We start from the raw sequence: 18,723 nt of genomic DNA on the forward strand, positions 1-18,723 counted from the left end.
TTGTGAGTGCATGGCGAAATCCGAGTCCGGCGTGCCCGACTCCCTCGAAGCGCTGGCGCAGACCGTCGTGAAGCTGCGTTCCGAAAGGGATGGCCTGCGTGAGGCCATGCGCAACCGTGCGGTCATCGAACAGGCGAAGGGGATGCTCGCCGAACGGCTCTCCCTCGATCCCGAACAGGCGTTTCGGCACATGATCGAGATGTCCACGCGCAACAACGTCAAGGTCGCCGAACTGGCGGCGGCCGTGGTGGCCGGACGGCAGCCCGAACCGGACGAGCCCACCGAGATCGCCGTCGACACCGCGCCCCCGGTCCCGGACGTGATGGACGCGCCCGAGGCGGACTCCCCGCCCATCGACCCCAACGCGCTGCGCTCCGAGGTGAGCCTGATCGGTGGCCGCATCGAGGCCGCCACCAACTTCGACGAGATCGCCGAGTCGCTGTCGGTGGCCACCTCCGGCTGGCCCGCGCCCGCCAACGTCATCCTGCTGCTGGTGGAGGGGGACGGCGCGCTGCGCCTCGTGGGCTCGGCCGGACTGTCGCCCACCACCCGCAGCCAGTGGGACCGGGTCCCGCCCATCGAGAACGTGCCCGTCGTCGCGGCGGTCCAGAACCGGGCCCCGGTCTACCTGGCCGACCTGGAGGCGGTGTCGCGACAGTTCCCCGTCGTCGCCGACCGTCCACACGAGGCGCTGGTGGCGATGCCGCTGATGAACGGCGACGAAGTGGTCGGCGTCCTGGAACTCACCTGGGCCACCTCGCCCACCATGGACAAACACACCCGCTCGCACCTGCTGTGGCTGGCCGAACCGGCGGCCCGGCAGTGCCACGCGCTGTCCGCCCGGTCGGAGGCGTTCACCAACACCTCCATAAGCGACGACGCCGTGGACACCAGCCTGGTCTCGTTGTTCCTGGAGGCGCTGAGCTTCCCGGCCGTCCTGCTGCAACCGCGCTACGGCGAGAACAACCAGCTGCTGGACTTCGATCCGGTGTACAGCAACTCCGCCGCCGCGCCGGTGACCACCAGGCCCAACGGCCGTCCGATGAGCCTGATGACCGCGCTGCCCGACTCGGGCGCCCGGCAACTGCTGCCCGCCTTCGCCGCCACCCTGCGGGGCGGCCAGCCGTGCATGCTGCGCGACATCAAGATCACCACCATGAGGGACGGACACCCCCGGATGTTCAACGCCGACATCCGCGGCACCCGGGTGTGGGAGAAACTGCTCGTCACCTGGCGGGTGGAATCCGAACCGGCCCGGCACTTCGGTTCACTGCTGAACTCGGAGAAGACCTTCGGCACCGGCGGGTTCTACTGGGACCTCGACAACGGCGAGATCCGCTGGACCCCGGGGATGTACCGGCTGGCGGGCCTCGACCCGGAGAAGGGCACCCCGCCGGTCGACACCATCGTGTCGCTGATCCACCCCCGGGACCAGGAATCCCTGGTCAAAGAGGCGATGGAGACGCTGAAGGCCGGGCGGGAACTGCGCAAGGAACTGCGCGGCCACGGCGACCTCGACGGCCGGGTGTTCCGCGTGGTGGCCACCCCCGAACTGACACCCAGCGGCGAGCTGAAGATCGTGCGCGGCGCCGTCCGCGAGATCACCACCGACCGCAGGCTGGGCGACCAGCTGCGCCGCGAACGGATGTCGGTGGCCGCCGCCCGCGGCGAACGCGACAACCTGCGCACCGCCCTCGAACCGCTGCTGACACCGCTGCGACTGCGCGGTGGTACCGCCGGCGTCGAGATCTCCGGGCACTCGCTGGGCTGCGGCGCGCAGTCCGCGCGCAGCTGGTACGACGCCGTGGACCTCCCCACCGGCAGAGTCGCCCTGATCGTCGGCGAAGTGCACGGCGACCAGCCGACCGCGCCGATGCTGCGACTGCGGCTGTCCACAGCGGCCTTCGCCCTGGCCGGAATGAACCCCGCCGAGGCGATGAGCGCGGCCAACACGGCCTTCATCGCGACCGTCCCCGACCGCACCGCGACCATGACCCTGGCCAGCCTCGACCCGGCCACGGGCGCCCTCACCTGGGCGACCTCCGGCCAGGCCAGCCCGGTGCTGTCGTTGGCGTCCAAGTCACGCAACCAGGCCACGGGCTCCCTGGGCCTGCCCATCGGTGCCGACAGTCCACTGGAGTTCCCGCTCAACCAGGCCGAGATGGAACCCGGTGACCAGCTGCTGCTGTACACCGAGGGCCTCCTCATGGGCCCGGGCAACGGCGGCCCCCGGATGTTCGAGGCGCTGCGCGAGGCGGCCGCCGCGGCCTCGGCCGAACTGGCCTTCGAGAAGGTCAGCGACGCCGAGCCGCGAGTCGCGGAAGCCGAGGCCAGCCTGCTGCTGGTGCGTCGGGAGTCGTGACGCGGCAAAACCTTGCCGGGTGAGGGTTTCGCATGCCCGGACGCCGGGTAACCCCCTTGACGAAACGGTCGCCACCCAAGGGCGGGCGACCAGGTTAGGGAGGTACCTGATGAGCAATATCGTCGAAAGCATCACCGTCAACGTTCCCGCCTCCGACGCCTACGGGCAGTGGTCGAAGTTCGACGAACTGCCCAAGTTCATGTCCGGTGTGAGCCGGGTTGACCTCGGCCCCAACGGGTTGACTCACTGGGTCATCGACATCGGTGGTGTGACACGAGAGTTCGACGCCAAGGTGCTGACGGCGGAAACCGACCGGCGAGTCGCATGGACCTCAGTGGAGGGTCCGCGACACTCCGGCAGCGTCGAATTCGCCCCCATCAACGAGAGTTCCACCAGAGTCACTGCTCAGCTCGACGTCGATCCCGAGGGCTTCGTGGAAAGCGCCGCCGACAAGCTCGGCGTACTGAACCTGCGGCTGAAGAAGGATCTGGCGAGCTTCAAGAACTACATGGAGGATCCGGCCAACCCGCATGGCGAACGCCATTGACGGACGAGAACCGGAGAATCCCATCGACTTGCCTTTCCGGGTAAGGGGGATGGAAAAGACGGTGTGGTGCGGTTTGGGGCGGCACCACACCGTCTCTCTTCGCGTCACTAGCCGGGCACCTTCGGCCCCTTCTTCAACACGTCGGCCCACAGGTCACCCTGCTCGGCCACCCGCTCCAGCACCTCGTCGGGCCCGGGCGGCGTCAGCTTGTCGGAGTCCAGCTCCTCCCACGTCAACGGCGCCGAAACCGTAGCCTCGGCCCGATTGCGCAACGAATACGGGGCGACCGTCGTCTTCGCGGCGTTGTTCTGGCTCCAGTCGATGAACACCCGCCCCTCACGCTCGGCCTTGGCCATCTTCGCGGTCACCAACTTCGGCTTCTCAGCCGCCAGATCATTGGCCACCGCCTTGGCGTACCCCGACACCACGTCATCGCCCTGACTGCCCGCGATGGGACAGCACAGGTGCACCCCACTCTTCCCCGACGCCTTCACGTACACGGTCAACCCGTCGGCCTCAAACCGCTCCCGCAACAGCTGCGCCACCTCCACACACTCGCGCAACCCAGCCCCCTTCCCCGGATCCAAATCGGCAACCAACCGATCGGGCCGATCACTCGCCTCATGCCCGTCGAACCGCCACTGCGGAACATGCAACTCCAACGCGGCCTGATTCGCGAGCCAAGCCAACGTCGCGGGCTTCTCGGCCACGATGTAGTCAACCGAAGCCCGCCCCTTCGTCGAACCCGGCGTGGCAACCGTCTCGGTCCGAATCCAACTCGGCGTGTACTTCTGAGCGTTCTTCTCGAAGAACGACTCACCCCCGGTCCCATCGGGGAACCGGATCCGCGTCAACGGCCGATTCCTGATGTGCGGCAACAAAACCGAGGCGACCTTCAGGTAATAGTCGACGACGTCCTGTTTGGTGAACCGACTGTCGGGATACATCACCTTTTCGGGATTGGTCACCTCGATGTCGTAACCGTCCACGGTGATCGTCCTGTGCTCACGTGCCATTGTCCGCCCCTTCCAACTCGGGCCTCCACAGCGAGGCGCACCGCGCCCCTGACATGCGTTTTTACCCAGCCCCCACGCCCGTCAAACGCCCCCTACCGCCTCGACGGTAACCCGCCCGACAGCGCAAGGTAGCGGGTTCCGCATACAGTGGCCCCGTGCTGGTACCTCATGTCCCGGCTGAGCGGCACCCCGTGGCGAGAGCTGGGCGCGGACGTGGGACGCGACGCGAGGGTGCTCGACCAGCTCGCCGAAGTCTTCGCTCACCTGCATTCGGTGAGGGGGAAGGGTTTCGGGCCGGTCACCGACGAGTCGGACGACTCGTTCGGCTCGTGGGCGGAATGGCTGCGCCAGGGGCTCACCGTCGACATCGGGCAGTTGCTGGACGCCCGGGTTGCCGACCGTGGACTGCTGGAACTCGCGGAGTCGGCGCTGTCGGCCGTCGCGGTAGAGCTGGCCGACCGTCCCGGTGCGTTGGTGCACGGCGATCTCGGCGACGGGGAGGTGTTCGTGGATGCGACCACCGGTCGGGTCACCGGGATCGCCGACTGGGGAGCGGCCGTCATCGGCGATCCGTTCTACGATTTCGCGCGGTTCGTGGCCGGCGGGCCGGTGGACGATGCACGAGTGCCTCGGTTGTTGCCGGGATTGCGCGCCGCCTACGCGGCTCGTACCGGTATCGACTGGGACGACCATCGGCGGCTCATGGATCTGTACGACGCCCACAACGCGGTCAATAACGCCGCTTGGGCGTTGCGGGAGGGCGTCGACTGGGTTGCTTCGCTGCGGGCCAAGGCCGAGCGACTGCTACAGCGCGTTGTGGAGGCGTGAATGTGGGCACGAGCCGAGAACCGGCCCGTGCCCACATTGGGGGATTGGGTCAGGTACCGGCCCGCAACGCGCGCCAGGTGTTCACACCGACGATGCCGTCAGCGTCCAGTCCCGCTTTCTCCTGGTACTTCTTCGCCGCCGCTGTTGTTTCGGCGGTGAACTTGCCGTCAATGGGGACGGTTGTTTCCAGAGCGGCCGTCAAGGCTCGCTGCAAGCGGCTGACGTTGCGGCCCTCCTCGCCTTCCTGGAGCTGGACGTTGCTGCCGCGTCCCAGGAGTGCTGTCCAGGTGTGGGAGTCGATCTCGCCGGTCTCTTTCAGGCCGATGTCGGCCTGGAACTGTTTGACCGACTTGGCCGTGGCCTTGTCGTACTCGCCGTTGGGGTCGCCGTCGGTGGTGGGGCGGCCGGACTTGTCCAGGAGGCATTGCGCCGCCGTGACCTCGTCGCCGGAGTCTCCGTCCTTCAGTGCCGGGTATTTCTTGAAGTCCAGATTGGCCTTTTCGCAGAAGGTCGGTTCGCCGCGACCGGTCCACCAGCTGGTTTCCTGGTTCGCGCCGTCCCAGCCGAAGCTGAAGTGGACGTGGTCGGTGTGCGGGTTGGACCCGTTGTAGTCGCGCCAGCCCTCGTCGACGTTGTACGCGCCGAGGATCTTCTTGTCGAAGATGATGTACATGACGCCGAGCCGACGCAGCAGCGCGTGGGCCTCGCCGTCGCGGGTCTTCAGCAGCCAGTCGAAGACCTCGTCGGCCTGTTCGCGTTGGGTGGCCGCGTCGACCTTCCAGTCCCAGGCGCGGCCTTCGTAGTGCTCGCTGGTGTCGCCTTCGTAGTGCTCGATCTTCTTGACGCTCTTGGGATCGCAGTCGCGGCCGATTCCGGCGTCGGAGGTGTCGGGGTAGCTTTCCAGGATCAGGTCACGGAAGTCCTCGACACCCGGTTTCGGGGTGGGATCGCAGGTGGTCTGGGTGTCCTCGGCCTGGTAGTCGTCGACCGGGGTGGTGAACTCGGGGACCTCGGGGGGTTCGGCACCCGCCGAGCCGACCAACGTCACCGTGACGGCCGCGGCCGCCGCGGCGGCCACAGTCGACAGGACCACGCCTCGGCGCCGGGTGAACCATCGTCTCGTATTGGGGGATTTGTCAGTCATCAACGCCGAAGGCTAACAAAGCTGTCAGTACCGCGCACGCGGGTGACAGGTGTGATGGAACCGACCACGCAGCGAGTTCTCCGCTCGTCAGAACAATGTGGGCGGTTCGTCTTCGGGTCGCTTGGGGCGCACGGGTTCCGACAGGATCAGTCGCCCCCGCGCTTCGGTGGCGGTTTCCAATGGCCAGCCCGACAACAGTCGGGCGTCGCACAGTACCGGTCCGTCGTCGGTGGACACGAGCAGCAGCTTGCCCGCGGCCACCATGACGTGTCCCGACAGGACGCTGTCTTCCGCGAGCGCGGTCAGGGAACGGTATCGGTCCGGTAGCGGCTGGTCGAGACCGAACAGGGCCGTGTGGTCGACGATGTTCGGTTCGAGCGCCTGAAGCCCGTCGGGGAGTGGGATTGTGGTGGCCACGGTCTCGGCGGTGGTCTTGAGGATGTCGGTGGCGTCGCCGACGCCCGCCCACCAGCCCGGGGTCTTGTCGCGGGCACGGACGCGTTCGGTGGCGATACCCGCCTCGGAGATCGCCATCTCGGCCGCCCGTACCAGTGGTAGTGGTCCTTCGGCGATGAAGGTGAAGGCCAGCGCGCCCTGTTCCAGCAGGCGGCCGGTGCCGCGGGCTTGGGCGGTGATGCCGATCTTGACCGTCGAGCCGGGACCGAACCAGGCCAGGTACAGCCGGTAGGGCCGGTCGTCGCCGGTGGCGATGAAGCCGCGTGCCAGCTGGCGGCCCGAGTCGGCGCCCGCGCAGGCGGAGCACTGGTGGTCGGTGGTCTCCGGGGGAAGGGTGTTGCCGAACAGGCAGTCGTGGTCGCCGTCGACGCGGCTCCAGTAGCCGACGCAGCGCCGCTCCCCGGTGAGGTGGATCGCGAGGGTGCTGCCGGGGCCGACCGGTACGAAGACGTCGTCGTGGAGCCGCAGCCGGGGTTCGCCGGTGCTCCATGACAGGCCGGTGGAGGGGGAGGGGGACACGATCGCACCTTTCCGCGCGGCGTCAGACTGGACGGAAGGTTACCGGTTCGGTACGACAATGTGGCAGGGTGGTGGCCGAAGCCGTTGCGCGGGAGGCTTACCGGCGCTGTGTTCAGCGCAGGAACTCGACCAGGCCCGCCGTCAGCGCCGCCGGGTTGTCTACTGGGGACAGGTGTCCGGCGCCGGGGAGCATCCGCAGTCGAGAGCCGTCGATGAGCTCGGTCAGTTCCCGGGCCCGCTCGACGGGGATCCAGGTGTCCTCGGTGCCCCAGAACAGTCGCACCGGGATGGTGATCGTGGGGTAGCCGTCCTTGATGCGGTCGGTGTAGGGCTCGTCGGCGCCGCGGTGCGCGAGCTGGCGGTAGAAGGCCGCCTGGCCGTCGGTGCCCAGCCACGGCGCGAGCAGTCCGTCCAGAGTGGCCGGGTGCAGGCCCGGGCCGCTGGCCAGGTTCAGGTACTCGCGCATCAGTGCTTCGTGCAGGGTGCCCGGCAGTCCCGCGAACACCTCGGTGTGGCCGTCGATCGCCCGGAAGAACGGGCTTCCCCACGGGGACAGGGCGACGGCGTCGACCAGGGCGAGCCGGTCGTAGCGCGCGCCGTGGGTCACGTGCGCGTCGAGGGCGACTCCGCCGCCGGTGTCGTGCGCGATCACGGCCGGGCTGCTCAGGCTCCAGTGCTGGAGGAGTTCGGCGAAGATCCGGCCCAGGGCGGGCAGTGACAGGTCCTTGTCGGGTGTCTTCTCGGATTGCCCGTACCCGGGCATGTCCCACACGTACACCCGGTGGTCGTGCGCGAGCGCGGCGGCGATGTCGCGCCACACGAAGGACGAGAACGGGGTGCCGTGCAGCAGCACGACGGGCGGCGCGTCGGGTTCGCCGAACCGTTCCCAGGCAACGGTTCCCGAGTCTGACGGGTAGGTCCGGCTCAGCGTCCAGTCGCGGACGGCCGGTGTCTCAGGGTTTCGCATCGTTTCGCTCCGCTTCTCCGACGGGACAGGGTTCGTTGGCCGCGCAGCACTTGCGGTCGCACAGGCGGCACAGGTACTGGGAGCCGCCGACCTCGCCGTACAGCCGGGTCAGCAGCTTCGCCAGTACATCGGACAGTGCTTTTTGGTCGTCCTCGTCCAGGGCGGCGACGGCGTCGGTCAGCGGGGTGCCGCGCGCGACCAGCAGCTGGCGGGCGGCCTGTCGTCCGGACCTGGTGGGGTGCACGGTCACCCAGCGGTTGTTGAACGCGTGCGGTCGGCGTTCCACCAGTCCGGAGCGCTCCAGTGAGTCGACCATGCGCGCGGCGGCGGACTGGCTCAGTCCGACGCGGCGGCCCAGTTCGGTGACGCTGATGTCGGGGCTGGCGGTGAGGGTGACCAGGGCGGCGGCGCCGCTGACGCTGACTCCGGCGGCCTTGGTCGCGTCGTCGAGCGCCAGGTCGGTGAAGGCCAACGCGGCCGCTCCCAGGAGGTTCGCGGTTCGGTCTACATCATGCATAACTCATGATCGCATGCATGACTCATGATTGTCAAACCTGCCGGCAAACCCATCGGCCGCCAGCGAGGCAACGCTGGCGGCCGATTCGGGAGAGGATCATCTTCGCGCCGGAGCACGAAGGAAACAGTTACGTGTTAGCGGCCTCCGCGATCAATTCGCGAGCCTTTCCCTCGGACTGGTCATAGCGCTCCGGATAGGCGGAACGCTGCACGCTCTGGGCCAGTTCGCCCGCGGTGAATCCGGGATTGTTCTGGTCATTCGGAATCGCCTGGTCCAGGAACGCGTTGGTGGCGTGATTGACGTCCAGGCACAGATCCGCCGGGTCGCACCAGCCCTGACTCGGACGCTGCTGGAATACGCCCAGCGAATCCTTGTCGCCGCAGTTGAGGTTGTTCACGTGCGATTCGACCCAGCCCGCCTCGAACATGGCGAGCATGACCTTTTCGTTGACTCCGCGACTGGTGCCGATGTCGTGGATCTGCTGGATGATCGCGGGGTCGTGGTTGGGCGGCACGTCGCATTTCGCGTCGAGCAGTTCGGCGTTGGCCTTGTGGTCGCGCGAACCGTCGTCCGGGCTCTCGGCCAGTACCGAGGGCGCGGCGAGCCCGACGGTGACGGCCGCGGCCAGGGTGGCTATGCCGGTGATGAGTAGACGGCGTTTGCGTTTCGGTGTCGACATGTGCATTTCCTCCAGGGGTTTGGGGGAGTGCCGGGAATTGCTCCGTCACGTGTTTCGCAAATTATCAGGTCTTAGCCATACTCGGAATACAAAAATTGTCTGACCCGACAAAACGTCCATAAAAATCGAGAAAATAAGAAATGGAACCGTTTGCCAAAATGGCTCCCTAATGCCATTTAAGGGCGCATTTTGAAACTATTATGCTTTCGTTCGAGGTGGCTAAATAGGAAAGGCTGTTACGGTTGCGGCCCGATATCGTCACGACCCCGGGTGTGTATGAGTTCTTTGCCGCGAGTGAGATACCGCTGGTGTGCGGTGGGAGTAGCAGTCGTCATCGTTGGCGCGATGGCGAACCCGAGATCATCGACGACCTGTCGGGCGTCCGGGGCGTCAACTCCGACGGGACGATCGCGGGCAGCGGGCGCGACGGTGCCTGGCGGTACGCCGACGGAGCGGTGTCCGAACTGGATGAACCCAGAGGCGGCGACGTGGATGTCAACGGCATCAACGACAACGGCGATGTCGTGGCGACGGTTCGGGACGCCGACGCCGAGAGCGAAGTCGCCGACGGCGACCCGGTGTCGTCCCGGGGCTATCCACTGTTGTGGAAGGCGGGAACGGACAAGCCGGTGGAGCTGGAGGTCGCCGACGGCAAACGGGCGCACGCCGACGCCGTGACCGAGGACGGGACCGTGCTCGGCTACCAGGTCGACAACGGCACCGACAAGCCGGTGCCGTGGCGGTGGAACAGTCGTGGCGAGGGTGAACGGCTGCCCCGGCTGCCCGGTGACGAGGACGGCGGCCCACAGGCGGTTCCCGTCGACGTGGCCGGGGACTGGGTGCTGTTGACCAACGCCCCGGACGGCTACCGCTGGAAGCTGTCGGCACCGGACAAGGCCGAACGGCTCAAGCTCGACAGCCAGAGCGCCGTGGCCGTCGACTCGCGTGGCCTGGCCTACGGGCTGGCCGAATGGGGAGTGCCGGGCCGTCAGTCCGGCGACAAGGTGATGCCGCTGAAGAACCTCACCGACGACCCGAGCGGCGGCGATGCCGGTGCCAACACGCTGAAGGGCGCCAGCGACGACGGGACCGTGCTCATCGGTTCGTCCGTCGATGAGAAGGGCACCGCCCGCGCGGTGACCTGGACCTGCGGATGACAACGGTTGACAGCCGCTGAGCGGCTCAGTAGTTTTTGCCTCAATGAGCATTGAGGCAATCGATATCAAGACCCGCGCCGCCGTCTACGCGGCACTGGGCGACCCGGCCCGGCTGGCGATCGTGGACCGGTTGCGGCTCGCCGATGCCTCACCGGCGGAACTGTCGGCGCTGGTGGGCGCCGCTTCGAACCTGCTGGCGCACCACCTGCGCATCCTCGCCACGGCGGGCGTGATCACCCGTACCCGGTCCGAGGGCGACCGCCGCCGGGCCTACGTGCGGCTCAAGCCCGACGTCCTCGCCGACCTACATCTGCCGCCCCGCGTGACCGCGCCCCGGGTGGTGTTCGTGTGCACCCGTAACACCAGCCGGTCACCGTTGGCGGCGGCGCTGTGGCAGCGGCACAGCCCGGTGCCCGCGGCCAGCGCCGGAACCGATCCCGCCGCCCGGGTGCACCCCAAGGCGATGGCGGTCGCGCGACGGCACGGCTTGCGGCTGACCTCCGCGAAACCGGCCCACGTGTCCGAGGTGCTGGACAAGGACGACCTCGTGATCGCCGTGTGCGACACCGCCCACGAAACCCTGACGAACCACCCGCGACGGCTCCACTGGTCGGTTCCCGACCCGGTCGCGGCAGACACCGACGCCGCGTTCGACGCGGCGTTCGCCGAGCTGGACGACCGCGTCACCCGGATGGCGAAACTGCTGACCGACAACGGAAGGGACCACCGATGACCACCAAGCCCGAAGTCCTGTTCGTCTGCGTCCACAATGCTGGACGCTCGCAGATGGCCGCCGCCATCATGGACTACCTCGCCGACGGGCGGGTTTCGGTGCGCTCGGCCGGTTCGGCTCCGGCCGAGCAGATCAACCCCGCCGTCGTGGAGGCGATGGCCGAACTCGGCCTGGACCTCAGCAAGGAGGTGCCCAAGAAGCTCCTGGACGAGACCGTGAAAGCCTCCGATGTGGTCATCACCATGGGTTGCGGCGACGCCTGCCCGGTGTACCCCGGGAAGCGTTACCTCAACTGGGAACTGGACGACCCCGCCGGGCAGCCGGTGGAGAAGGTCCGGGCCGTCCGCGACGAGATCCACGCCCGGGTGCGCCGACTGCTCGCCGAGCTCGAAACCCCGGCGGACTAGAACCGCTACGGCCGCACCAGCGCGCTCGCCTGCCGCGCCAGCCCGTCCAGGACCGGCACCTGGGCCCGCGGCACGGCGATGTCGACGCCGATCCGGCCCGGCGCGGCTTCGCCGATCGTGAAGGTGAAGAACGAGCAGCACGACGACTCCGCTTCGGTGAGTCGCACCGTCTCGGCGCGGGCCGAAGCGTCCAGCAGCAGGCGCAGTCGCGTCGGCGCCACGCGTTCCACGGACCGCAGCGACGCGGCGAACAGCTCGGCGAACTCGGCCTCCCGAAGCGGCTGTTGCTCCGAGGGCAGCGTGCACGCGTCGGTCGCCCAGTGGTTGTCAGTACTCATGAGACCGACGGTAGACCCGGACCGTGGTACCGGATGCAAGTCGCGCGCCTAGGCGGCCTTGCGTGACTTCGACGACTTCTTGGCGGTCTTCTTCGCGGTCGTCTTCTTCGCCGCCTTCTTCGCGGGGGCCTTCTTCGACCTGGTCTTGCTGAGGCTCTTCTCCAGCGCTTCCATCAGGTCGATGACCTTGCCGCCCTCCTCGGCGTCCTCCGGTTGCACCGTCGCGTTTCCGGCCACCTTGGCGTCGATGGTCTTCAGCAGCGCGGCCCGGTAGTCGTCGTGGAACTCGTTCATGTCGAGCGCGTCGACGGTCATGGACTCGATGAGCTTCTTCGCCATCGAGATCTCCTGACGCGACACGGTCACCGTGTCGCCCAGCGATTCGAACTCGGGTTTGCGGACCTCGTCGGGCCAGTACACGATGTGCAGCATCAGGAAGTCGTCCCTCGGACGCAACACCGCCAGATGCTCCCGGTTGGTCAACGCGATCTTCGCGATCGCCACCCGCCCCGCGGCGGCCAGCGAGTCGCGCATCAGGACGTACGGCTTCACGGGCCGATCGGGTTCCACATAGTACGACCGGGAGAAGTAGACCGGGTCGATGTCGCCAGCGTCGACGAACTCGGCGACGTCGATGGTCTTCTTGCTGGGCAACGGCAACGCGTCGAAGTCGCTCTTCTCCAGGATCACCACCTCGCCGGACTGGAGCTCGTAGCCTTTGGCGATCTCGGAGTAGGGGACCTCGACGTCCTCGATTTCGCAGAAGCGGCGTTGCCGGATCCGGCCGCCGTCGGTGCGGTGAACCTGGTGGAAGCGGACGTCCTTGTCCTCGGTGGCGGGCACCAGTTTGACCGGCATCGACACGAGGCTCCACACGATGGAGCCCTTCCACGAGGCTCTCATTTCCACACCATGGCATCGATGGGCACGGATGTCCGGCGAAACGGCCGAACCCACCGCACACCCTTGTAACCAGCCATAACATCAATACATGGCTGTCCCGCTGACACCAATGCTGCCCACTCCGGGGACGCTTCCGGAAGGGCCGGGGTGGGGGTTCGAGTTCAAGTGGGACGGCATGCGCACCCTCATCGCGACCGCCGACGGCCGGGCCCGGATGATCGCGCGCGGCGGGGGCGACTACGCCAGCGCCTTCCCCGACCTGGCCGACATCGCGGACCAGCTGCCCGAGGGGGTCATCGACGCCGAGATCATCGCGCTGGACGCTAGTGCCCGGCCGTCGTTCTCGCGGGTGGCCAAACGGTTCTCCAATCGCCATCCCCCTCCCGACCTGGTCCGGTCGGTGCCGGTGAACCTGATGATCTTCGACCTGCTGCGGCTGGGGGACGCGGAGGTTGTGGGGCAGCCGTACTGGCGGCGCCGCGAGGTCCTGGACGCCCTGGAGCTGGTGGGGGAGCGGTGGCTGGTGCCGCCGTGGCACGACGATGGCGCGGGGACGCTGGCCGCCGCGCTGGACGCGGGGCTGGAGGGGGTTGTCGCCAAGCGGTTGGACTCCCGGTACGTCGCGGGGCGCAGCCGCGACTGGGTGAAGGTCAAGGCCGTGGACACCGGTGACGTGGTGGTGGGCGGCTGGCGAACCGCGATCCGCTCGCTGCTGGTGGGCACCCCGAACGCGGCGGGGACCTTGACGTATCGCGGCCGCGTCGGTTCGGGCCTGACCGACGCCGAGCTGGGACGCTTCCGCGCGGAGCTGGCCCCGTCCGACGCCTGCCCCTTCGATCCGCCCCCGCCGGGAGACCACGCTCGCGACGCGATCTGGACCGCCCCGGTCGCGGTCGTCGAGGTCGCGTTCTCGCACCTGACCCGCTCGGGGCTGATGCGCCACCCCCGATACGTGCGCGCCCGGCCCGACAAAACCGCCGCCGACATCGACCCGGCCGCGATGGATCCTGGCGCAAGCGATTCCGGCCCGATCGACCCGCGCGCGATCGATCCTGGCGCAAGCGATTCCAGCACGATCGCCCCGGCCGCGATCGATCGCAGCTCGACTGATGCCATCGCGAGCGACCCTGACGCAATCGGTTCCGGCTTGATCGAGCCCGACGGCGACGAGACGGGAGAGTCGTGATGGCACCGGTTTCGCAGCGGGTCCGCTTCGGCGACCGGGAGCTGACCGTGTCGCACCTCGACAAATTGATGTACCCCGAGACCGGCACCACCAAGGCCGACGTAATCGATTACTACGCGCGCGCCGCCGCCGTCCTGCTGCCCCACATCACCGGCCGCATCCTCACCCGGGTGCGGTACCCGCACGGCACCGGCGACGTCCGGTTTTTCGAGAAGCATGCCCCGCCCGCCGTCCCCCCGTGGTTGCGCACCGCCACCGTCCCCAGCAAGACCCACGCCGATGGCGTCACCTACGTCGTCGCCGACGAACCCGCCGCGCTCGTGTGGCTGGCGAACCTGTACACCATCGAGCTTCACACTCCACAATGGCAGCTCGACGACACCGCCCCGGACAGCACCCGCCGTCCCGACCGGCTCGTCATCGACCTCGACCCCGGCGAGGGCGCCGGAATCACCGAGTGCGTCCACATCGCTCACCTGGTGCGGGAGCGGCTCGAAGCCGACGGCCTGATCGCCTACCCCAAGACCTCGGGCAAGAACGGCGTGCACCTGGTGGTGCCCATCAGCGGCACCCAACCGGCCGAGCAGGTCATCGATTACGCCAAGGCTCTCGCCCGTAGCCTGGCCGCAGCCCATCCCCGTCTCGTCACCGCCACCATGGGGCCGCGCAACCGGATCGGCAAGGTCCTCATCGACTGGAGCCAGAACAATCCGGCCAAGACGACCGTCGCCGCGTACTCGCTGCGTGGCCAGCCCCGTCCGGTGATTTCGACCCCCATCACATGGTCCGAACTGGACGCCGGGAACACCGGCCCCTTCGGCCCCGAAGCGGTGCTGGGACGGGTTGCCACCCTGGGCGACCTGCACGCCGACGTCACCACGCCCGGGCCGCCGCTGCCCGTCGCCGCTGGGCGGTGAAACCGGTTGCGCCGGGCCCGAGACGGCGCGGCGCACGGCCGGTACCGGTGGCGCTCACCGGCACCGGGGGGCACTCACCGGCACCGGAGGGCACTCAACGGTGCCGAGGGTTGTTCAGCGGTCGCCGACCGGCACCACCAGCGGCGTCCCCGCCACGGGGTCCTCGATCACCCGGCAGGGCAAGTCGAAGACCTTCTCCACGATGCCGGGCGTGAACACGTCCGCCGGTGGCCCCTGCGCGACGATGTCGCCGTCGCGCATCGCCACCACGACATCGGCGTAGCGGGCGGCGTGGTTGAGGTCGTGCAGCACGGCCACAATGGTGCGCCCACTCGAGGAGTTGATGCGGGCGAACAGGTTCAGTACGTCGATCTGGTGTCCGATGTCGAGGAACGTCGTGGGTTCGTCCAACAGCAGCGTCGCGGTCTCCTGGGCCAGCGTCATCGCGATCCACACCCGCTGTCGTTGCCCGCCGGACAGCTCGTCGACGAGCCTGCCGGAGAACTCGGTGACCCCGGTTTCGCGCATCGCCGTGGCCACCGCCGCCTCGTCGCGTTCGGACCAGCGGTCGAAGGCGCCCTGGTGCGGATAGCGGCCCCGGGCCACCAGGTCGACGACCCGGATGCCGTCGGGCGCGATGGCCGACTGTGGCAGCAGTCCCAGTTGCCGGGCCAGGGCCTTGCTGCGCATGGTGGCGATGTCGCGGCCGTCCAGCACCACCTGTCCGGCCTTGGGATTGAGCAGCCTGGCGAACGCCCGCAGCAGGGTCGACTTGCCGCAGCCGTTGGGGCCGATGATGGCGGTGAAGGCACCCGGCCGGATCGCGACGGACAGGTCCTGGCTGACGACGCGGTCACCATACGCCAGCGACACCCGCTCCGCGTTGAGTCCACTTTCCAGTGTCATCGGGAGAATCCTTCCCTCATGAGGACGTACACGAAGTAGGCGCCGCCGACGCAGATCGTCAGCAGCCCGGTGGAGATCGTCAGCCATTCGGCGGCGTAGTCCGCCGCCACCAGCAACAGCGCCCCGTTGAGTGCGATCAGCGGCAGCGAGGCGGTGTCGCGCCGCGCCAGCCGCATCGCGACCTGGGGCGCGATCAGCGCGATGAAGGTCAGCGGCCCGGACACGGCGGTGGTGGCCGCCGCGATGACGACACTCAGGACGGTCGCGGCGATCCGGGTGCGGTTCACCGACACCCCGGTGGTTCCGGCCATGTCGTCGCCGAGCGTGAACTGGGCGAGCCTGCGCGACACCGGGACCACCAGCGCCAGCAGCGGCACGATCAGCACCAGGTAGGGCAGCAGTTGCTCGAAGGCCAGGTTGGCGAAGGACCCGGCGTTCCAGGCGGCGGTGCCCGCCGCGGCCTCGGGGGAGGCGGTCAGCAGCAGATAGGAGTTGACCGAGGTCAGCATCGCCGCGGTGCCGATGCCCAGGATGATGAGCCGGAAACCGGTTACGCCGCCGCGGAGCGCCAGGAACAGCACGATCGCCGCCGCGACCAGGCCGCCGGCGGAGGCGCCGATCGCCTTGGCCAGGAAGGTGGGAACGCCGACGGCCAGCGTCATGACCAGGACGCCGGTGTAGGCCCCGGCGTCGAAGCCCATGATGTCGGGACTGCCCAGCGGGTTGCGGGTAATCGATTGCATCAGCATCCCGGCCAGCCCCAGCGCGGCCCCGGCCACGATGGCGAACAGCAGCCTCGGCAGCCGCCATTCGAGCACCACGATCCGGGTGCCACGCGAGGCGGTGCCCGACAGCAGCGAAGTGAACTCGTCGAAACCGACGATGATCGTCCCGACCGTAAGGGTGACCAGGCTGGCGGCCAGCAGCAGGACCAGGAACACGCCGCACCACACCGCGTCACGGGCGTCGACGCGCGCGGACACGCGCCCCAGCCGGAGTGTCCACATCGACCGTCCGAAGTCGAGTCCGGTCGTCGGTTTCGGTTGGGAACGCGTCGTCACAGTGAACTGGCCTTCCTGCGCATCACGAGACCCATCATCAGTGGCGCCCCCAGAAACGCCGTCACAATGGACACGCGCAGTTCGCCGTTGGGCAGCAGAATCCGGCCCAGCGAGTCGGCGACCAACAACAGCACCGGCGCCACCACCACCGACAGCGCGACGATCCAGCGTTGGTCCGGGCCGGTGAACCATCGCACCACGTGCGGGACGATCAGTCCGACGAAGCCGATCGGACCGGCCAGCGCGGTGGCCGCGGCGGCCAGCACCGTGATCGCGGTGATGGTGATGACGCGGACCCGGTTGGGGTTGCCGCCCAGCGACCGGCCCAGGTCGTCACCCAGCGCCCAGGCGTTGAGCGGCTTGGTGACCAGCACCGCCAGCACCAGGCCGATACCGACGAGCGGGGCCAGAGCGGCGATGATGCCGAGATCGCGGCCGCCGAGGCTGCCCACCGTCCAGCTCAGCGAACTGTGGAACAGCCGCGGGTTGGTCAGCGACACGATCTGGGTGACCCCGGCCAGCACCGCCGACATCGCCACCCCGGCCAGCGTCATCCGCACCGGCGTCGCGGCGGCCCGTCCGATCGAGCCGATCGCGTACACCGCCAGCGTCGCGACGAAGGCACCGGCGATCGCGAACCACACATATCCCCACGGCGAGGACAGGCCGAGGAACGCGATGGCCATGGTGATCGCGAACGCCGCGCCCGCGTTGACGCCGAGGATGCCCGGGTCGGCCAGCGGGTTGCGGGTCAGCGCCTGGATCAGCGCGCCGCAGGCACCCAGCGCGGCACCGGCGGTCAGCCCCATGAGGGTGCGCGGAATCCGCAGGCTCCACACGATCGGGGCCTCGGCGCCGTTGTCGGGATCGAGGATCGCCGCGATGACGTCGGAGGCTGGGATCGCCTTGGCGCCGACTCCCAGGCTCAGCACGCACGCGCCCGCCAGCGCGAGCACGGCCAGCGCCAAGCCCAGACCCCGTCGCGGAGCCCGGGCCGGTTTGGTGCGTTCGGCGAGTCGGGTGCTCGTCATGCCTTCCCCGCGACCGCCTTGTCAAGGCCCGCGACGATGTCGTCCATGGCCCACGGGATACCCAGGACTGACGGCGCCGAGCTCGCCCAGGCCACCGCCTGGTCCTCCATGATGTAGTACGAGTCGGAGGCGAACGGCTTCCACTTCTTCAACACGGCATTGTCGACGGTGCGGTTGAGGTCCTTCTTGTTGTCGACCCATCCGATGTAGACGTCGGCCTTGATGGTGTCGACCTCCTCCAGACTGAAGCTGGCCGTGAAGGTCCCCGGATCCGACTCCTTGTCGGCGACCTGCGGCGACAGCTTGAACCCGAGCTGCTGCACGAACTGCACCCGTGGGTCGGCGCTGACGTACAACGGCAGTTCGGTGGAACCCTCCTCCAGGTACCAGCCGTAGGCGAAGCTGGTCTTGGTGAACTTCGGGTTGTCCTCGGCGGTGTCGGCGATGAGTTTCTCGGTCTCGTCGAGCAGCTTCTGGGCCTGTTTCTTCTGTCCCATCGCGGTTCCGACGGTGAGGGTGACGTCCTTCCAGTCCGACTGCCACGGTTTCTTGTCGTAGGCGATGGTCGGGGCGATCGACGACAGCTTCTTGTAGTTGGAGTCGGTGATCCCGGAGTGCGCGGCCACGATCAGATCCGGGTCCAGGTCGAGGATCTGCTCGGCCGAGGCCTCGTCGGAGTCGTTGACCTCGATGAGCTCCGGCATTTCCCCGTCGAGTTCCTTCACCCGTTCGGCGAACCAAGGCAGGTACTTGTCGACGCTGCCCCAGCTGAAGTCGGTGACGCCCACCGGTACCGTGCCCAGCGCGGCAACCACGTCCTGGGACAGCCAGCCGATGGTGACGACGCGCTTGGGCTTCTTCTCGATCTTCGCCTCGCCCAGGGCGTGGTCGATCGTGACCGGGAACGAGCCGGACTCGGAGCCGTCGGCGCCGGAGTCCTCGGACAGCAGCCCGCAGGCGCTCAACGTGGACACGGTCAGGACGATGGCCAACAGCGCGAGCAGTGGACGCGCCGGACGACGCGGGGGCCGGGAAACCGTGGACATGAC

Annotated in this window: 20 protein-coding genes; 8 read left to right on the forward strand and 12 right to left on the reverse strand. The window is 68.2% G+C overall.

Annotated features, from left to right (window positions below; translation table 11 throughout):
* Positions 1-10 precede the first annotated feature (10 nt).
* Both SNAS_RS13795 and SNAS_RS13800 read left to right on the forward strand, forming a co-directional pair.
* Positions 11-2,362: a SpoIIE family protein phosphatase gene (locus SNAS_RS13795; protein ID WP_013018047.1), complete on the forward strand. Its 2,352-nt coding sequence runs from the start codon at positions 11-13 to the stop codon at positions 2,360-2,362.
* 109 nt (positions 2,363-2,471) lie between these two features.
* Positions 2,472-2,909: an SRPBCC family protein gene (locus SNAS_RS13800; RefSeq protein WP_013018048.1), complete on the forward strand. Its 438-nt coding sequence runs from the start codon at positions 2,472-2,474 to the stop codon at positions 2,907-2,909.
* Between the two features lie 107 nt (positions 2,910-3,016).
* Here SNAS_RS13800 and ligD (SNAS_RS13805) read toward each other — a convergent pair whose 3' ends face one another.
* Positions 3,017-3,925, reverse strand: a complete 909-nt coding sequence (gene ligD / locus SNAS_RS13805) for a non-homologous end-joining DNA ligase (RefSeq protein ID WP_013018049.1) — start codon at positions 3,923-3,925, stop codon at positions 3,017-3,019.
* A 168-nt stretch (positions 3,926-4,093) separates the two neighbouring features.
* Here ligD (SNAS_RS13805) and SNAS_RS13810 point away from each other — a divergent pair, with 168 nt between their 5' ends.
* The gene (locus tag SNAS_RS13810; protein ID WP_013018050.1) at positions 4,094-4,753 is read left to right on the forward strand and encodes a phosphotransferase family protein; all 660 of its coding nucleotides are present in this window, start codon (positions 4,094-4,096) and stop codon (positions 4,751-4,753) included.
* A 49-nt stretch (positions 4,754-4,802) separates the two neighbouring features.
* Here the strand turns inward: SNAS_RS13810 and SNAS_RS32755 are convergent, their stop codons facing one another.
* The 5 genes from SNAS_RS32755 to SNAS_RS13835 form a co-directional block, all read right to left on the reverse strand.
* Positions 4,803-5,897: a peptidoglycan-binding domain-containing protein gene (locus SNAS_RS32755; protein ID WP_013018051.1), complete on the reverse strand. Its 1,095-nt coding sequence runs from the start codon at positions 5,895-5,897 to the stop codon at positions 4,803-4,805.
* An 87-nt stretch (positions 5,898-5,984) separates the two neighbouring features.
* Positions 5,985-6,872 (reverse strand): DUF2797 domain-containing protein, encoded by an 888-nt coding sequence (locus SNAS_RS32760; RefSeq protein ID WP_013018052.1) that lies wholly within the window; start codon positions 6,870-6,872, stop codon positions 5,985-5,987.
* 112 nt (positions 6,873-6,984) lie between these two features.
* The gene (locus tag SNAS_RS13825) at positions 6,985-7,839 is read right to left on the reverse strand and encodes an alpha/beta fold hydrolase (RefSeq protein WP_013018053.1); all 855 of its coding nucleotides are present in this window, start codon (positions 7,837-7,839) and stop codon (positions 6,985-6,987) included.
* On the reverse strand, positions 7,826-8,356 hold the full coding sequence (locus SNAS_RS13830; protein ID WP_013018054.1) for a MarR family winged helix-turn-helix transcriptional regulator: 531 nt from the start codon (positions 8,354-8,356) through the stop codon (positions 7,826-7,828). Before SNAS_RS13830 ends, SNAS_RS13825 begins: the two co-directional genes overlap by 14 nt.
* A 127-nt stretch (positions 8,357-8,483) precedes the next feature.
* Positions 8,484-9,035 carry a hypothetical protein gene (locus SNAS_RS13835; protein WP_013018055.1) on the reverse strand — a complete coding sequence of 184 codons (552 nt, stop codon included), beginning with the start codon at positions 9,033-9,035 and terminating at the stop codon, positions 8,484-8,486.
* Positions 9,036-9,307: 272 nt separating this feature from the next.
* Between SNAS_RS13835 and SNAS_RS13840 the strand changes: the two genes are divergently transcribed.
* From SNAS_RS13840 to SNAS_RS13850, 3 genes are read left to right on the forward strand one after another with little or no spacing between them, the layout of a single operon-like run.
* Positions 9,308-10,192, forward strand: coding sequence for a hypothetical protein (locus SNAS_RS13840; RefSeq protein ID WP_144300490.1), 885 nt, complete (start codon positions 9,308-9,310; stop codon positions 10,190-10,192).
* A 43-nt stretch (positions 10,193-10,235) separates the two neighbouring features.
* Positions 10,236-10,925, forward strand: a complete 690-nt coding sequence (locus SNAS_RS13845) for an arsenate reductase/protein-tyrosine-phosphatase family protein (RefSeq protein WP_013018057.1) — start codon at positions 10,236-10,238, stop codon at positions 10,923-10,925.
* Positions 10,922-11,332, forward strand: coding sequence for an arsenate reductase ArsC (locus SNAS_RS13850; protein ID WP_013018058.1), 411 nt, complete (start codon positions 10,922-10,924; stop codon positions 11,330-11,332). Before SNAS_RS13845 ends, SNAS_RS13850 begins: the two co-directional genes overlap by 4 nt.
* Positions 11,333-11,337: 5 nt before the next feature.
* On the opposite strand, the gene SNAS_RS13855 is transcribed toward SNAS_RS13850, so the two are convergent.
* Both SNAS_RS13855 and ku read right to left on the reverse strand, forming a co-directional pair.
* On the reverse strand, positions 11,338-11,670 hold the full coding sequence (locus tag SNAS_RS13855; RefSeq protein ID WP_013018059.1) for a hypothetical protein: 333 nt from the start codon (positions 11,668-11,670) through the stop codon (positions 11,338-11,340).
* A 48-nt stretch (positions 11,671-11,718) separates the two neighbouring features.
* Positions 11,719-12,573, reverse strand: a complete 855-nt coding sequence (gene ku, locus SNAS_RS13860; protein WP_013018060.1) for a non-homologous end joining protein Ku — start codon at positions 12,571-12,573, stop codon at positions 11,719-11,721.
* Positions 12,574-12,661: 88 nt separating this feature from the next.
* On the opposite strand from ku, the gene SNAS_RS13865 reads away from it, so the two are divergent.
* Entirely contained in the window at positions 12,662-13,759 is a 1,098-nt protein-coding gene (locus SNAS_RS13865; protein WP_211207389.1) for an ATP-dependent DNA ligase, read from the forward strand.
* Complete coding sequence (gene ligD, locus SNAS_RS13870; RefSeq protein ID WP_013018062.1) at positions 13,759-14,676, forward strand: non-homologous end-joining DNA ligase; 918 nt, start codon at positions 13,759-13,761, stop codon at positions 14,674-14,676. The genes SNAS_RS13865 and ligD (SNAS_RS13870) overlap by 1 nt, the downstream gene beginning before the upstream one ends.
* A 114-nt stretch (positions 14,677-14,790) precedes the next feature.
* On the opposite strand, the gene SNAS_RS13875 is transcribed toward ligD (SNAS_RS13870), so the two are convergent.
* From SNAS_RS13875 to SNAS_RS13890, 4 genes are read right to left on the reverse strand one after another with little or no spacing between them, the layout of a single operon-like run.
* A complete protein-coding gene (locus SNAS_RS13875) occupies positions 14,791-15,582 on the reverse strand; it encodes an ABC transporter ATP-binding protein (protein ID WP_013018063.1) in 792 nt (263 codons plus the stop codon).
* Positions 15,579-16,643 carry a FecCD family ABC transporter permease gene (locus SNAS_RS13880; RefSeq protein ID WP_052305001.1) on the reverse strand — a complete coding sequence of 355 codons (1,065 nt, stop codon included), beginning with the start codon at positions 16,641-16,643 and terminating at the stop codon, positions 15,579-15,581. Before SNAS_RS13880 ends, SNAS_RS13875 begins: the two co-directional genes overlap by 4 nt.
* Complete coding sequence (locus SNAS_RS13885; RefSeq protein WP_013018065.1) at positions 16,640-17,674, reverse strand: iron chelate uptake ABC transporter family permease subunit; 1,035 nt, start codon at positions 17,672-17,674, stop codon at positions 16,640-16,642. The genes SNAS_RS13880 and SNAS_RS13885 overlap by 4 nt, the downstream gene beginning before the upstream one ends.
* A complete protein-coding gene (locus tag SNAS_RS13890; protein ID WP_013018066.1) occupies positions 17,671-18,720 on the reverse strand; it encodes an iron-siderophore ABC transporter substrate-binding protein in 1,050 nt (349 codons plus the stop codon). Before SNAS_RS13890 ends, SNAS_RS13885 begins: the two co-directional genes overlap by 4 nt.
* Positions 18,721-18,723 lie beyond the last annotated feature (3 nt).

Origin of the sequence: Stackebrandtia nassauensis DSM 44728 (genome assembly GCF_000024545.1) — a bacterium.
In the GTDB taxonomy this organism is placed as follows: domain Bacteria; phylum Actinomycetota; class Actinomycetes; order Mycobacteriales; family Micromonosporaceae; genus Stackebrandtia; species Stackebrandtia nassauensis.